The sequence below is a fragment of the Paenibacillus sp. CMM36 genome, from assembly GCF_053570945.1.
Map to the genome: position 1 here is coordinate 187,822 of NZ_JBSEDY010000008.1, position 14,110 is coordinate 201,931.

The 14,110-nt window shown below is 49.2% G+C and carries 13 protein-coding genes; 7 read left to right on the forward strand and 6 right to left on the reverse strand.

Annotated features, from left to right (window positions below; genetic code table 11):
* Positions 1–4: 4 nt before the first annotated feature.
* Positions 5–580: a hypothetical protein gene (locus ACWA2B_RS17170; protein WP_449292450.1), complete on the forward strand. Its 576-nt coding sequence runs from the start codon at positions 5–7 to the stop codon at positions 578–580.
* On the opposite strand, the gene ACWA2B_RS17175 is transcribed toward ACWA2B_RS17170, so the two are convergent.
* Positions 549–1,280 carry a ZIP family metal transporter gene (locus ACWA2B_RS17175; protein WP_013311970.1) on the reverse strand — a complete coding sequence of 244 codons (732 nt, stop codon included), beginning with the start codon at positions 1,278–1,280 and terminating at the stop codon, positions 549–551. The two genes, ACWA2B_RS17170 and ACWA2B_RS17175, sit on opposite strands and share 32 nt — an antisense overlap.
* A gap of 281 nt (positions 1,281–1,561) precedes the next feature.
* Between ACWA2B_RS17175 and trxB the strand changes: the two genes are divergently transcribed.
* Together trxB and ACWA2B_RS17185 are read left to right on the forward strand one after the other, a co-directional pair.
* Positions 1,562–2,503, forward strand: a complete 942-nt coding sequence (gene trxB / locus ACWA2B_RS17180) for a thioredoxin-disulfide reductase (RefSeq protein ID WP_340886386.1) — start codon at positions 1,562–1,564, stop codon at positions 2,501–2,503.
* A 58-nt stretch (positions 2,504–2,561) separates the two neighbouring features.
* On the forward strand, positions 2,562–2,792 hold the full coding sequence (locus ACWA2B_RS17185) for a glutaredoxin family protein (RefSeq protein WP_069012164.1): 231 nt from the start codon (positions 2,562–2,564) through the stop codon (positions 2,790–2,792).
* A gap of 92 nt (positions 2,793–2,884) precedes the next feature.
* Here ACWA2B_RS17185 and ACWA2B_RS17190 read toward each other — a convergent pair whose 3' ends face one another.
* Positions 2,885–4,057 (reverse strand): ROK family transcriptional regulator, encoded by a 1,173-nt coding sequence (locus ACWA2B_RS17190; RefSeq protein ID WP_340886384.1) that lies wholly within the window; start codon positions 4,055–4,057, stop codon positions 2,885–2,887.
* Between the two features lie 134 nt (positions 4,058–4,191).
* On the opposite strand from ACWA2B_RS17190, the gene xylA reads away from it, so the two are divergent.
* Together xylA and xylB are read left to right on the forward strand one after the other, a co-directional pair.
* On the forward strand, positions 4,192–5,508 hold the full coding sequence (gene xylA / locus ACWA2B_RS17195; protein WP_039273722.1) for a xylose isomerase: 1,317 nt from the start codon (positions 4,192–4,194) through the stop codon (positions 5,506–5,508).
* A 48-nt stretch (positions 5,509–5,556) separates the two neighbouring features.
* Positions 5,557–7,080, forward strand: a complete 1,524-nt coding sequence (xylB, locus tag ACWA2B_RS17200; RefSeq protein WP_449292451.1) for a xylulokinase — start codon at positions 5,557–5,559, stop codon at positions 7,078–7,080.
* An 86-nt stretch (positions 7,081–7,166) separates the two neighbouring features.
* Here the strand turns inward: xylB and ACWA2B_RS17205 are convergent, their stop codons facing one another.
* Genes ACWA2B_RS17205 through ACWA2B_RS17215 form a run of 3 tightly spaced genes read right to left on the reverse strand, consistent with a single transcriptional unit; the run spans position 7,167 to position 9,808 of the window.
* Positions 7,167–7,343 (reverse strand): FeoB-associated Cys-rich membrane protein, encoded by a 177-nt coding sequence (locus ACWA2B_RS17205; protein WP_318628079.1) that lies wholly within the window; start codon positions 7,341–7,343, stop codon positions 7,167–7,169.
* Positions 7,344–7,379: 36 nt separating this feature from the next.
* Positions 7,380–9,389, reverse strand: coding sequence for a ferrous iron transport protein B (gene feoB / locus ACWA2B_RS17210; RefSeq protein WP_449292452.1), 2,010 nt, complete (start codon positions 9,387–9,389; stop codon positions 7,380–7,382).
* A complete protein-coding gene (locus ACWA2B_RS17215) occupies positions 9,380–9,808 on the reverse strand; it encodes a FeoA family protein (RefSeq protein WP_239645267.1) in 429 nt (142 codons plus the stop codon). The genes feoB and ACWA2B_RS17215 overlap by 10 nt, the downstream gene beginning before the upstream one ends.
* 101 nt (positions 9,809–9,909) lie before the next feature.
* Between ACWA2B_RS17215 and ACWA2B_RS17220 the strand changes: the two genes are divergently transcribed.
* On the forward strand, positions 9,910–11,037 hold the full coding sequence (locus tag ACWA2B_RS17220) for a transglutaminase domain-containing protein (protein WP_340956849.1): 1,128 nt from the start codon (positions 9,910–9,912) through the stop codon (positions 11,035–11,037).
* A 46-nt stretch (positions 11,038–11,083) separates the two neighbouring features.
* Complete coding sequence (locus tag ACWA2B_RS17225; protein ID WP_029519207.1) at positions 11,084–12,460, forward strand: MFS transporter; 1,377 nt, start codon at positions 11,084–11,086, stop codon at positions 12,458–12,460.
* Positions 12,461–12,590: 130 nt separating this feature from the next.
* Here ACWA2B_RS17225 and ACWA2B_RS17230 read toward each other — a convergent pair whose 3' ends face one another.
* Complete coding sequence (locus tag ACWA2B_RS17230; protein ID WP_029519205.1) at positions 12,591–14,057, reverse strand: amino acid permease; 1,467 nt, start codon at positions 14,055–14,057, stop codon at positions 12,591–12,593.
* Positions 14,058–14,110 lie beyond the last annotated feature (53 nt).

Here is a 14,110-nt window from a genome sequence, read left to right on the forward strand (position 1 = left end):
ACCGATGACCATTGCTTTTATCGTAGTAGCTGCGGTTGCCTTTATTTTTTTGCTGGTATTTAATACGAAGATGACGCGCAAGTCCTCTTCCAAGACTCGCTCTACCGAAGAGGACTCACGGCAAAGAAGCAAACGTCCTTATCCTGAACAGGTGGAACCCGAGGCGCGTGAATGGATAGATCCTACGCAAGACATGCCTCCTAAGGATATCGACGTCGAAGAACATCATGCGGAGGAACAACATAAGGCGCCTGATATCCAGACGGATAAGAAGGTAGAAAAGGATCGCGAGAATATCAAAGATGCTTACGGAGATCAGGATTATCGTGCGGCTTTACGTGGTTTTGCCATAAAGGACGAAGGAAAGGATAGACGTTCCCCAATATCCAATGGAGAGAAGGAGACTCACAAAAGTGAGGACGAACAGTATCGTGAAGCATTGCGCTCCATGAACCAAAAAAAAATGAGGTATCTCCATGTGAACACGCCAAAAAGGCTGCTTATCTGTCTGGATTACAGGCAGAAGGCAGCCTTTTTGTGTTGCTCGGCTATAGCCATTCGGTTAGCCCAATCATCGTAATTAAGCCGAGAATAAAAGAGAATGTGGCGATCCGCTGGTTGCCATCCCCGTGACTCTCGGGAATCAGTTCCTTGTAGACGATAAACATCATGGCTCCGGCGGCAAAAGCAAGGCCGTAAGGTACCAGTCCGTTCACCCAGCTACTCAAATAAAAGCCGATCAGACTCGTAATGATTTCCACAGCTCCGGTGAGGGTAGCAATGCCCAAGGCCTTAAAACGGCCGATGTTTTGATTCACAAGGAATAGTGCTACGATAAAGCCTTCCGGGGCATTTTGCAGGCCGATAGAGAAGGCGATCAGATTGCCGAGATTGTGAGTCTCACTCGCATAGCTGACCCCAACAGAGAGTCCTTCCGGTAAATTGTGCAATGTAATAGCTGCGATAATGAGAAAAGATTTGGACTCCAGTTGAAAGGTCTTGGAATCTGGGTCCTCCAAATCCGCATGGGGAATGTACATCTCCATCACCAGTAATACGAGGCAGCCGAGCAGAATTCCCGCAGTCAGCACGAACCAATTGGAATGCTGGATCGCTTCGGGAATGAGGTTATACACGGAGGCAGAGGTCATAATTCCTGCGGCATAAGCCAACAGAACATCGCGAAGCCGATGCGTGATATTACGCATAAACAGTATGGGCACGGCGCCGAGTCCAGTGGACAGGGCAGAAATAAAGCTACCTACAAAAACGTCATTCATAATCGGGATAATCCCTCCATACCTGATTTATCTTTAAGCTTCGCTTCATGAAAACTTCATTTGACTGTTTACAGCTATTTCCGCATAATGAAATTAGGATTTAGAATCAGTCTAAGTCATAAAAAGCTACAAAACAAGTGATTCGTTTTTGTAATATCCGGGTGTCCACATTTTGGGATAAGCTTCTGGCGGAATTACTTTTACAGTATATGCAGTTGCCCAGCGCCCGGTTCCGAAAACTCGTTATATAATACTTATGATATTTTAGGAGGAACCAAGATATGTACAAGTCCATTATTATAGGTACCGGCCCTGCCGGTTTGACCGCTGCAATTTATCTGGCACGCGCTAACATGAGCCCACTGGTGATCGAAGGACCACAGCCAGGCGGACAATTAACTACGACTACGGAAGTTGAAAATTTCCCAGGTTTTCCTGAAGGAATCATGGGACCCGATTTGATGGATAATATGCGTAAGCAAGCGGAGCGTTTTGGCGCTGAATTCCGCACAGGCTGGGTAAACAAAGTAGACACAACTGCTCGTCCATTTACTTTGGATGTAGAGGGTTTGGGTGAACTGGTTACCGATACGCTGATTATTTCCACAGGAGCGACTGCCAAGTACCTGGGTATTCCCGGTGAACAGGATAATATCGGACGTGGCGTAAGCACTTGCGCAACATGCGACGGCTTCTTTTTCCGTGGCAAAGAAATTGTTGTCATCGGCGGCGGAGACTCTGCATTGGAAGAAGCCAATTTCCTGACTCGTTTTGCCTCTAAAGTAACGTTGGTGCATCGTCGTGAAGAAATGCGCGCCTCCAAAATTATGCAGGATCGTGCTCGTGCGAACAACAAAATTGAATGGGCACTTAATCGTACTCCTGTAGAAGTGATTGCGGACGAGAACGGAGTCACTGGCTTGAAAGTGCTGAATAATGCAACAGGTGAAGAGGAAGTTATTACGGTTAGCGGCGTATTCGTGGCGATTGGTCATCATCCGAATACAGGCTTCCTCGAGGGGCAAATTAAAACGGATGCGAACGGTTATATCGTCGTAAATCCGGGGACTTCCGAAACAAACGTGCCTGGCGTATTCGCTTGTGGTGACGTACAGGATACTCGCTACAGACAAGCAATTACCGCAGCAGGAAGTGGCTGCATGGCTGCTATGGACAGCGAGAAGTACATCGAAAGCTTGGAGCACAGCGCACTGGCTCTGTAATGATTCTTGGAAATATGAATAAATATGATGTAACAAAATAAATGATGAGGTGATATTCATGGAAAAAGCAATCGTATACACATCTACAAACTGCCCGCATTGCCGTCAAGTAAAGAGCTACTTGAGTGAAAAAGGCGTAGAGTACGAAGAACGCAACATCGAAACGAATGAAGCTTATGCGCAAGAGGTTTGGGATATGGGTATTCGTGCCGTTCCATTGACTTTGATCGGGGAAGAACGTATTTCCGGTATGAACAAAACCAAGTTTGAAAAAGTGTTGAACGCTTAATCCAATCTAACAGCAGACGACGGTCCTATGATCGTTATATGGTTAAGAAAAGGCACCCATCGCAGCTAATACTGCAATGGGTGCCTTTTTACTTATAAGGACACACGTACTCGCCCGAGAAAAGGAGCGGTTGCCGCATAGGCGGCACCTAGCATCGTCGAACGGCTGCCAAGCGTGGAGAAACGAATCTGTAGTTGCCGACGATGATAGGGCAGGGCACGTTCGTCAATCACATCACGCATACTTTGCTCCAACCAAGGTCTGGCTTCCGCCAGTGGACCGCCGATGATAAGCATTCCGGGGTTGAGGCTGTTCACAATGTTGGTAATACCCACACCCAAATATCGCCCAATATCATCAAGGACGCTTAATGTACTTACTTCACCTTGCTGAGCAAACGGCAGTAATTCCGCTGTATTATGTGCAGGTAGTTTCAATGTGGATGCTACATACGCCTTCTCTGAAGCATAGAGCTCCCAGCAACCGCGACTACCGCAGGAGCAGAGTCGTCCGTTCCAATCAATAGTCATATGACCCGTCTCTCCGGCGTACCCCCAAGCTCCTTGATACGGTTTGCCATCAATGATAATCCCGGCCCCGATCCCGGACCCTGCACTGATGTAGACCAGATCCCGCACCTGCTGTCGGTGATCGCCGTCCATACCATAGTACAACTCGCCCTGTGCGCCGACGTTAGCTTCGTTATCCACTACGACGGGCAGACCTAGCTCGGCCTCAAGCTGCTGCCGCAGCGGAACCCCTTCCCAGCCCAGATTGGGTGCGAACAGCACGGTTCCGGTCTCATCCACCATACCCGGTACCCCCAGTCCAATGCCGACAATACCATGAGGGGAGGGAGGAGTGACCTGCATAAGCTCCTGAACGAGCTTTCGAATCTGTTCCATAACAAAGGCGGGATCATGCTGGGTTAGAGAAAAGGTAAGCTCCGTTTCAATGGTACCTGCCAGATCGGTCAGAGCGCCCTTGATGTACTGTACGCTGACCTCAATACCGAGTACAAAGCCTGCACGGCTATTGAACAGCAGCATTAAAGGCTTACGCCCACCGCTGGATTCTCCTAATCCTGTCTCATACACCAATCCATCGGTAATGAGCTCTGCCACCAGATTGGAAACGGTTGCCTTGTTTAATCCAGTTTGACTGGATAACTGTGCCCGGGATAGCGGAGCATGAAGGCGAATACGCTCCAGCACAATGGATTTATTCAGCTTTTTGACAAGCGCCTGATCGCCAGTGACATTCATGGTTCATTCACTTCCTGTTGGTGTAATTCCTGATATTATATCATAAAAACAAACTTAGTTTAAGCAATAGACAAAGTCTTTTGGCTGTGCTAGAATCGTTTTTGTAAACGTTTACTATAAAGGAGGAACTTATAATGGCTTATTTCGAACAGGTATCTAAAATTAACTTTGAGGGCAAGCAATCCGACAATCCTTTTGCGTTCAAATTTTATAATCCACAGGAAATTGTAGCGGGAAAAACGATGGAGGAGCATTTACGTTTTAGCATGGCCTACTGGCATACACTGGTTGCAGGCGGCTCCGATCCTTTTGGTGTAGAAACAGCGGAACGTCCATGGTCCAAGTTTACCGGGCTGGATTTGGCGAAGGCACGTGTGGAAGCTGCCTTTGAACTGCTGGATAAGCTGAATTTACCTTATTTCGCTTTCCACGATGTGGATATTGCACCGGAAGGCGCGTCATTGAAGGAATTTTACAGCAATCTGGATACCATCGTGGATCTGATTGAGGACCATATGAAAGCTACGGGGAAAAAACTGCTGTGGAACACGGCGAACATGTTTAGCCATCCACGTTATTTGCATGGTGCTGCCTCGACTTGCAATGCAGATGTATACGCACACGCAGCTGCTCAGATTAAAAAAGGACTGGAAGTGGGCAAACGTCTGGGCGCAGATAACTATGTTTTCTGGGGAGGCCGTGAAGGCTACGAAACACTGCTGAACACGGATTTGAAGCTGGAGCAGGACAATTTGGGACGTATGTTCCATATGGCCGTAGACTATGCGCGTGAAATTGGCTTTGACGCTCAGTTCCTGATTGAGCCAAAACCGAAGGAGCCAACGAAGCATCAGTATGATTTTGATGCTGCGACGACGATTGCTTTCCTGCAAAAATATGATCTGGATCAACATTTCAAGCTTAATCTGGAAGCTAATCATGCCACCTTGGCGGGTCATACTTTTGATCATGAAGTGCGTGTAGCACGGATTAACGGCATGCTGGGATCACTGGATGCAAATCAGGGAGATTTGCTGCTGGGCTGGGATACGGACGAATTCCCGGTTGATCTGTATGATGCGACCCTGACGATGTATGAAGTGCTGCAAAATGAAGGCTTGGGCCGTGGTGGTATCAACTTTGATGCCAAGGTACGCAGAGCATCGTTTGAGCCAGAAGACTTGTTCCTCGCGCACATCGCAGGTATGGATACGTATGCGAAGGGGCTGAAGGTAGCTGCCAAACTGATCGAGGATCGTGTGTTTGAGGACTTTATTGAGAAGCGCTACAGCAGCTTTAAAGAAGGTATTGGAGCAGACATCGTATCCGGAAAAGCAACGCTTGCTTCTCTGGCTGAATATGCTCTGGCGAACGAAACACCACGTAAAAACGTATCCGGTCGCCAGGAATATCTGAAAGCAACATTAAATCAATACATTTTGGCTGACTAAGCATATATAAAATAAGGAATACACGATAACAGGGAAGGAGGAACTCCGATGCAGGAGAAGCTAAATCAGGAGCAGGAACGCTATGTCATCGGCGTAGATTTGGGTACCAGCGCGGTCAAAACGGTGCTGGTTAACCTCAAGGGTCAGGTGGCTTATGAAACCTCCCAGTCTTATCCACTCCATCAGCCGAAGGCAGGATATAGCGAACAGCATCCTGAGGACTGGGTCAGTGGCACGTTAGCATCACTGAAACAGCTTGTGGAGAAGGCCGGAATCGGCGGCACAGATGCCGTAGATGGTATTAGCTTTTCGGGACAGATGCACGGGCTTGTGCTGACTGACAAGGAAGGCCAAGTGCTTCGTCCGGCTATTCTGTGGAATGACACGCGTACGACAGCACAATGCCGTCGTATTGAAGAACAGCTCGGGTCGGACCTGCTGAATATCGCACGTAATCGCGCGCTGGAAGGCTTCACGCTGCCCAAGCTGCTGTGGGTGCAGGAGCATGAGCCAGACGTGCTGGCCCGTGCGGCACATTTTATGCTACCCAAGGATTATGTGCGCTACTGTCTGACAGGAGAGCTGGCGACGGAGTATTCGGATGCGGCGGGCACGCTGCTGCTGGATATTGCGAACAAGCAGTGGAGCGAAGAGATCGCTGCCGCGTTTGATCTACCGTTGTCGCTGTTCCCGCCGCTGGTGGAATCCTTTGATCAGACGGGTACGCTCTTGCCGGAGATTGCGGAGCAGAGCGGGCTTTCACCTGAAACGAAGGTCTTTGCAGGTGGTGCGGACAACGCATGTGGCGCGATTGGCGCCGGCATTTTGAGCGAAGGCCGCACCCTGTGCAGCATCGGCACCTCAGGGGTTGTACTTTCCTATGAGGAACGCAAGGATATTGATGTGCAGGGGCGGGCGCATTTTTTTAATCATAGTGAGCAGGATGCTTATTATATTATGGGGGTTACGCTCGCGGCCGGATACAGCTTGACTTGGTTTAAGGATACCTTTGCACCAGAGCATTCTTTTGATGCACTATTGGCAGATGTGAATTCTATTGAGCCGGGCAGCCAAGGGCTGCTGTTCACGCCTTATATCGTTGGCGAACGTACACCTCATCCGGATGCAACCATTCGAGGCAGCTTTATCGGGATGGATGCGGGACATAAGCTTGCGCATTTTACACGAGCGGTACTGGAAGGAATAACGTTTTCGCTCAAGGAATCTATAGATATTCTTAGAGGGACGGGCAAAACGGTGAATGAAGTGATTTCCATCGGCGGCGGTGCGCGTAATGAGGCATGGCTGCAAATGCAGGCAGATATTTTTAACGCGGATATCATCAAGCTGGAAAGCGAGCAGGGACCTGCCTTGGGGGCGGCCATGCTGGCTGCTTATGGTAGTGGCTGGTTTGAATCTCTGCAAGCGTGTGCTGAAGCATTTCTGCGTGAAGCAGCGAGATATTCGCCGAACCCGGACCGTGTGGCACAGTATGAAGGTCTATACGAGCTGTATCGTGAAGTTTACTTGCACACGCGAGAGCTAAATGAGCATTTGGCAGTGTATCGCTGAATACGGTGAGCTTTAAGCGTAAATAAGAAGCGGCTTCGGGTGTAAGAAACCCCCGAAGCCGCTTTTCATGTGATGATGAGTTGGAATTAAATACTTTTCTTGATTTTCGCATAATCTTCATGCATAGAGCTGGCTGTACAACCCGGACATGACTTGCTCGACGAACACCCCGCACAGGCGCCTTGACGGCTTTTTCGCAAAAATCGTACCAGCACCCACGCACTATAACCGAGAATCGCCAATAAAATGATGATATTGATCATGGAATTCACTTCCTTTTATTTACTATAGGGCCTGACTTAGCCCCAACCTAATAATCTGCCACACTGATAGATCAAGACGGCAATGATATATGCAACGGCCAAAGGATAGATCACAGAAAATGCGGTCCAACGCCACGAAAGGGTTTCTTTACGAATGACCGCTACCGTAGCCAGACACGGAACATACAACAGAATGAACACCATAAAGCTAAAAGAGGCAAGCGGTGTAAAGGCATGTCTGACTTGTAGTTCAAGTCCCTGCATATCAGGAACGTGGTAAATAATATTCATCGTTGATACGACAACTTCCTTGGCCATAAAGCCTGTGAGCAGGGAAGCCCCTGCTTGCCAGGTGCCAAAACCGAGAGGGGCTAGTAATGGAGCGAACCAACCTCCAACGGTGGCAAGCAGGCTGTCATCCATTTCTACCCCGAAGCCCTGCGGACCGAAATTGGACAAGAGCCAGATGCCAACGGAACCTGCAAGAATAATGGTTCCGGCTTTACGGACGAAGCCTTTAACCTTCTCCCATGTGCTGCGGAATAGTGTAAGAGCCTGCGGCACTCGATAGGGAGGAAGTTCCACGATGAAGAGGGAGGGCTCACCCGACAAAATGGATACTTTGGAAAAAATTTTGGCAAGTATAAGTGAAACGACGATTCCTAACACATACATCAGCATGATGATGCTTGCCGCATGTGTTGGGAAAAACACACCCGCAAACAACGCATATACCGGCAGGCGGGCCGAACACGACATAAAGGGCACCAGCAACGTGGTAATGAGACGCTCTCTGGGCTGTTCAATGGTGCGTGCTGCCATAATCGCAGGGACATTGCAGCCAAATCCGATGATGAAGGGAATGAAGCTTTTCCCGTTCAAGCCCACGGCTTGCATCAGACGATCCATTAGTATCGTGACCCGTGCCATATACCCGGAGTCTTCGATCACCGAGATAATCAGAAATAAAATAGCAATTTGAGGCAGAAAAACAAGCACACCCCCGACTCCAGCCACGATGCCGTCCACGACTAGACTTTGCGTAAAGGCAGACGCGTTCAAGTGAACGAGTAATTCAGAAATCCAACTGCTGAGTGCACCTGAAAAAAATCCATCCAGCATATCTGAAAGGATCGTACCCGCCCAATCGAAGGTGAACTTGAAGGTAGCGTACATCAGCAGCAAAAAGATCGGAATCCCCAGATACCGGTGAGTTAATAGTGCATCTAGCCTATCCGTTAGGCTGTGCGGCTTGAGCTTGGAGGTGTCGAGTGCCTTGGTACACAGATCAGCAATCCATGCTGTTCGTACAGAACGAATATGCTGAGCAGGCGTGATGGCACAGCCTTCACTGAGCAGGTCTTCTTCGCAATGGCGAATACGCGCAGTTACTTGTTCACGCTGCACCTCATCTGTCATCCATTCCATGACGACAGGATTGTTTTCCAGACATTGCAGTGCGGCCCACCGGAGTTGCGGTACAGATGCATCCGGCAGTAAGTTGCAAATATCATGAATAGCCGCTTCGACGGCAGGGCCGTAATCCAGTTGAAAAGTATTGGATGCATGTCTTACTTCTCGAAGAGATGCGAGCATTTGCTTACTTCCACTACCTGTGCGCGCCACCATAGGAATGATGGGAACGTTCAATTGTTCAGCCAACAATTCCTTGTTTACGCGAAGACCCGTGGCATCAGCTACGTCAGTCATGTTTAAGCCAAGTACAAGGGGACGGCCATATTCCAGTAGTTGTACGGTCAGATAGAGATTACGCTGGAGCTGGGAGGCATCCACGATATTGATCAGGGCCGCAGGCGGCTCTTCCAGCAAATATCGGGTTGCGACACCTTCATCCAGCGAAAGAGGGAGTAAAGAGTAGGCACCTGGCAAATCCACCAATACGGCAGACTTGTCACGCAGGAGCCCTGTTTTCTTTTCCACGGTGACGCCGGACCAGTTCCCTACTTCTGCATACGTACGAGTCAGCTTGTTGAATAATGAGGTTTTTCCTGTATTGGGATTGCCAAATAGAGCGATCATGTCCATGTCGGAACGACCTCCAGTTGTTTCACTTGATTTTGACGGAGGCCGACCAGTTGGCCGTTGCATTCAATGACGATCGGGCCGCCCAATAAACTGATTTTTTTTAAGCGTATGATGGAACCTTCGTTGATGCCCATGTCTGTCAAGCGGCGGCGCAATGAGGGATGAAGAGGGTCAAGGGATTGCAAACGCACAGTCTGACCTAGTGGCGTACGAAGAAGTGAAATACATTCTGGCATGGTGTTCAGCCTTTCTGATCTAGAATGAGAATCAATATCATTTACTTCCGATGCCAGTACCATATCATGAGGATACTTAGATTGCTGTGATAAAATTCGCTGCGAACGACATGTTTGCCCCTTGCTCCCATCTGTTATATCGCCGAGTATGTGTGTCGCAACCTGTCTTTTTAACTGTCCCATTACTCGTCTGCAACCGACAAAACTAGAGCGTTTGGGGCAACTGTTTTTATGGTAAGATAGAGCTGTTTATAACTATGCTAAGAAGGGCAGGAACGCTCTGTATGAACAGAAAAATCGGGGTTAGGCTTGTAAAATGTCTGGTTGCGGGTGCAGCGCTGGCTGTGTTGCTGCCGCAGGCTGTGGAGTGGGGCAGCAATGTGTATGCGGCGTCGATCAAGCCGGCTCCATCGGTATCATCGCAGCAGCTTCAGAACAAGCTTTTACAGGCAATGGCTACGCGGAGTGAAACGCTGACCTTTACATATCAAGGGCGAGTGAACGGTCTCAAGCAGCAATTACAGACGGCCATCCAACAGGCCATGGAGAGCGATCCGTATGTGAATTATACGATCAAAAGCTACGCATTCAGCTATACAGGCACAACGACCTCCGCTCAGGTTACGATTCGTTTAAGCTACCGGGAGACGAAGGAACAGACAGCTTATGTGGATAGCACAGTTAAAGCGGTGCTGGGGGATATTATTATGAAGGGAATGACGGATCATGAGAAGGTGAAGGCCATCCATGATTGGATCGTCGTGCGCCTGAAGTATGATGAAGCACAGCAAAAGTACACAGCCTACGATGGCCTGAAAACGGGAAGCACGGTCTGTCAGGGTTATTCACTGCTGGCCTATAAAATGCTGGAACGTGCAGGCATTACGAATCGGATTGTGGAAGGTAGAGCAGGGGGACAGCTGCATGCATGGAATCTTGTTTTATTAGATGGTCGATGGTATCACATGGATACGACATGGGATGATCCAACCCCAGATCGCGCGAACGAAGTAAGCACTTCATATTATCTGCTGACGGATACCGAAATGCGGCGGGATCACTCATGGGTGAAACCGTATCCTCAGGCGAATACATCGTATCGGGAAACCTTATCAGCACTGGTAGCTGCCGGAGGATCAAAGGCTGCTGTGTATCAAAAACTGTACAATACCCTCGAATATCCGCTGCAAGATGGTAAGGGTCTGGTTAAATCATCCGCTGACATTAAGGAACAGGTACGTAAGATTGCAAATAAGGGAGGGACGACACTTACCTTCGCCTATCAGGGAACGGAGCGAAGTCTCAAGGAGGATTTACAGTCCTTATATCAACTCGGCTTAAAATCCATTTCTTATCAGATTACGGACCTTGGAAGTACCGGCAATCTTCGGGTAACCCTGAAATGGACCTAATCATCTGCTGTAAAAAGCTACATTAACAAAGGAGTATTTTATTTATATGCACAGGCGTTCCTTTACCTATTTGCTTGGCACGCAGACCATGTCCAATGCGGCCGACATTCTTTATATTATGGCACTTGTGTCTTTGGTTTTTCATGAAACAGACTCCATCTTCTCTTCGGTGCTCGTTCCGTTGCTGCGAATGGGGGCACAGATGATCAGCGGCTTTTTAGCACCGCTCATTTTGGCCCGATTCCAGCTTCCTTTTATTTTATTCGTTTCTCAGTTCGGGCAACTGGCTTTCTTTGCTGTTCTGCTGGGCCACTTGTGGTCAGCAGGCACGGAGCCGATATGGGTGATTGTGTTTACGTTGGTGGCAGCCATGTCCTTTCTGGACGGATGGACTACGCCTGCGCGTAATGCGCTGATTCCTCGCCTTGCGTCCGGGGAAGGACTTATGCGGGCAAACAGTCTGGTATCGGTCAGCGATCAGACGGTGCAATTAGCGGGGTGGGGGCTTAGTGGTGTGCTCGTAGCCATGCTAGGTTCGGAAAAAACACTACTGGTTGCTGGCGGATTATATATGATAGCCATGATCTTCACCAGCCTGATTCGAGATCCACTAGAGGGCAAAGCTCATTATTTGCTGCAACCTGGAACAAGGGTGCGAGGTGGAGATGTCTCAGTTTTCGAAGCTCTAACTGAACCCGGGCAAGGGCATCATGACTTGCCTCCTGCACAGTTGGAAGATACACTATATGGCCCGGAATCTGAGAGCCCCACACTACCTCCCAAGCGTAAAAAGGAAATACTTCGTGAAGGCTGGAGCCTCATCGGAGCCAGTCGCAGACTGAAAGCTCTTATTTTTATGGATATGATTGACCTTCTAGGGGGTTCGGTTTGGGTAGGCGCGTTCACGCTTGCTTTCGCTCAGCAGGTCTTGCACAAAAGTGAGGCATGGTGGGGATACATCAATGCAGCGTATTTTGCAGGAGCGATTGGCGGCGGTATCGTGGTCCTCGCCTGCGTCAAGTATTTGCAGCGCAGACTGCTGCCCGCCATGTTGGCGGGGATGGCAGGTTATGGGCTGCTGACAGCTTGGTATGCACTGAACACATTACCGCCACTAACGCTGCTTATCGTGCTGTTGATGGGACTACCTGCGGAAATGTCCGTCGTATCCCGCCGTACGATGATGCAAATGAGTGTGTCTGTACATGATTTGCCTAAGGTGCTGTCCGCCCAGGCTACGCTGACAAGCCTAACGTTTTGTATTTCGCTGCTTTTAATGGGCTGGATTGCAGATCATTTGGGTATCGTTAATTTGTACTTGTTTTCAGCAGGGTTGACGCTGATTGCTGTCATATACGGTATTTTTAGTCGTCGTGCCTTATCTATGTCTTTATCAGCTGAAGTAGCTGCTTCTTCCAAATAAACAGAAAAAGAAAAAGAAAAGGCCCGTCTCCGGGCATATACAGGTGAACATGCGGATAAACAGTCTTGGACCAGGTTTACCAGCGTGTTCTCCCTGATATGTGGAGACGGGCTTTTTTTAATGTCTTCTATTATTTATCCGAAGAAGCATCCGGGCTCAAATCACATTCTTTTAATGGCACGATTTTAGTACGTTTGGTCCATTTGTAGCCGAGCCACAGCAGAAGGAATAGCGGCACACTCATGTACGTAGCGATCATCGTTTTCCAGTCAATCTCCTGTCCGGTGAAGGCATCCGCCCCTTGCCCGATAATGACAATGATACACAGAGCGAAGGCGAACAACGGGCCAAATGGGAACCAACGGGCTTTGTATGGAAGCTCACTCAGACTGTGACCCTGTGCATTAAAGGCACGGCGGAAACGATAATGGCTGACTGCAATTCCGACCCACGTAATAAATCCGCACATTCCAGAAGCATTCAGCAGCCAGTTATAGACTACACCGTCTCCATACAGGGAGGCGAGAAAGGCTAGCATACCGACAGCGGTCGTGATCAGCAGCGCGTTCATAGGAATGCCGCGTCTATTGATACGTCCGAGGAAACGCGGGGCTTTACCTTCTCGTGCCAAAGCGTACAGTACCCGAGTGGCCGCGTACATACCCGAGTTACCTGCCGACAATACGGAAGTCAAAATAACGGCGTTCATAACAGAGGCAGCAATCGCAAGCCCTGCTTTTTCAAATACGAGCGTGAACGGGCTGACCCCGATATCACTGATATCTCCCCGCAGCAGATTCGGATTGGTGTACGGAATGATCAATCCAATCACGAGAATTGCGAGAATATAAAAGAACAAGATGCGCCAAAAGATTTGACGGATGGCGCGCGGCACATTTTCACGCGGATTTTCGCTCTCTCCAGCGGCTACCCCAATCAGCTCCGTTCCCTGAAAGGAAAAGCCCGCTGCCATGAATACGCCCAGTACAGCAAAGAATCCACCATGGAACGGGGCGTCTCCTACCGTGAAGTTGGCAAAGCCGACCGCAGGACCACCCATAATGCCGAAGATCATCAGCACACCTACAGTCAAAAAGATGACCACAGTCACAATTTTAATCATGGCGAACCAGTATTCAGACTCACCGTAGCCTTTGACGGTCAACGCGTTCAGTGCGAAGATTACGGCCAGGAATAACAGACTCCACCAGGCAGAGTGACTTTCCGGGAACCAGTATTTGATCAGCACGGTCGCTGCTGCCAATTCGGCAGCAATCGTCACCGCCCAGTTGTACCAGAAGTTCCAGCCCATGGCGAAACCAAAAGCCGGATCGACGAAGCGACCTGCATAGGTGTTAAAAGAGCCGGATTCAGGCATAAATGTAGCCAACTCACCGAGGCTGGTCATAAGGAAGTAGACCATGAGGCCAACTGCTGCATAAGCCAGCAGGGCACCACCGGGTCCAGCTTCGGCAACTGCGCCTCCACTGGCGAGGAACAGACCTGTTCCGATAGAACCGCCGAGGGCGATCATCGTCATATGGCGGGCTTTGAGACTTTTACGCAAGGTTCCGTCAGATGTTGCTCTGTGTTGCACGTTCAAACACTCCTTCATGAAATTGTATTTCATGTCAGGGCAAGAGCTAGAAG

What these genes read in the sequence shown, in the direction of transcription:
- ACWA2B_RS17170 (WP_449292450.1), top strand. Translation starts at nt 5, where the DNA reads ATGACCATTGCTTTTATCGTAGTAGCTGCGGTTGCCTTTATTTTTTTG.
- ACWA2B_RS17175 (WP_013311970.1), bottom strand. Translation starts at nt 1,280, where the DNA reads ATGAATGACGTTTTTGTAGGTAGCTTTATTTCTGCCCTGTCCACTGGA.
- trxB (WP_340886386.1), top strand. Translation starts at nt 1,562, where the DNA reads ATGTACAAGTCCATTATTATAGGTACCGGCCCTGCCGGTTTGACCGCT.
- ACWA2B_RS17185 (WP_069012164.1), top strand. Translation starts at nt 2,562, where the DNA reads ATGGAAAAAGCAATCGTATACACATCTACAAACTGCCCGCATTGCCGT.
- ACWA2B_RS17190 (WP_340886384.1), bottom strand. Translation starts at nt 4,057, where the DNA reads ATGAATGTCACTGGCGATCAGGCGCTTGTCAAAAAGCTGAATAAATCC.
- xylA (WP_039273722.1), top strand. Translation starts at nt 4,192, where the DNA reads ATGGCTTATTTCGAACAGGTATCTAAAATTAACTTTGAGGGCAAGCAA.
- xylB (WP_449292451.1), top strand. Translation starts at nt 5,557, where the DNA reads ATGCAGGAGAAGCTAAATCAGGAGCAGGAACGCTATGTCATCGGCGTA.
- ACWA2B_RS17205 (WP_318628079.1), bottom strand. Translation starts at nt 7,343, where the DNA reads ATGATCAATATCATCATTTTATTGGCGATTCTCGGTTATAGTGCGTGG.
- feoB (WP_449292452.1), bottom strand. Translation starts at nt 9,389, where the DNA reads ATGGACATGATCGCTCTATTTGGCAATCCCAATACAGGAAAAACCTCA.
- ACWA2B_RS17215 (WP_239645267.1), bottom strand. Translation starts at nt 9,808, where the DNA reads ATGGGACAGTTAAAAAGACAGGTTGCGACACACATACTCGGCGATATA.
- ACWA2B_RS17220 (WP_340956849.1), top strand. Translation starts at nt 9,910, where the DNA reads ATGAACAGAAAAATCGGGGTTAGGCTTGTAAAATGTCTGGTTGCGGGT.
- ACWA2B_RS17225 (WP_029519207.1), top strand. Translation starts at nt 11,084, where the DNA reads ATGCACAGGCGTTCCTTTACCTATTTGCTTGGCACGCAGACCATGTCC.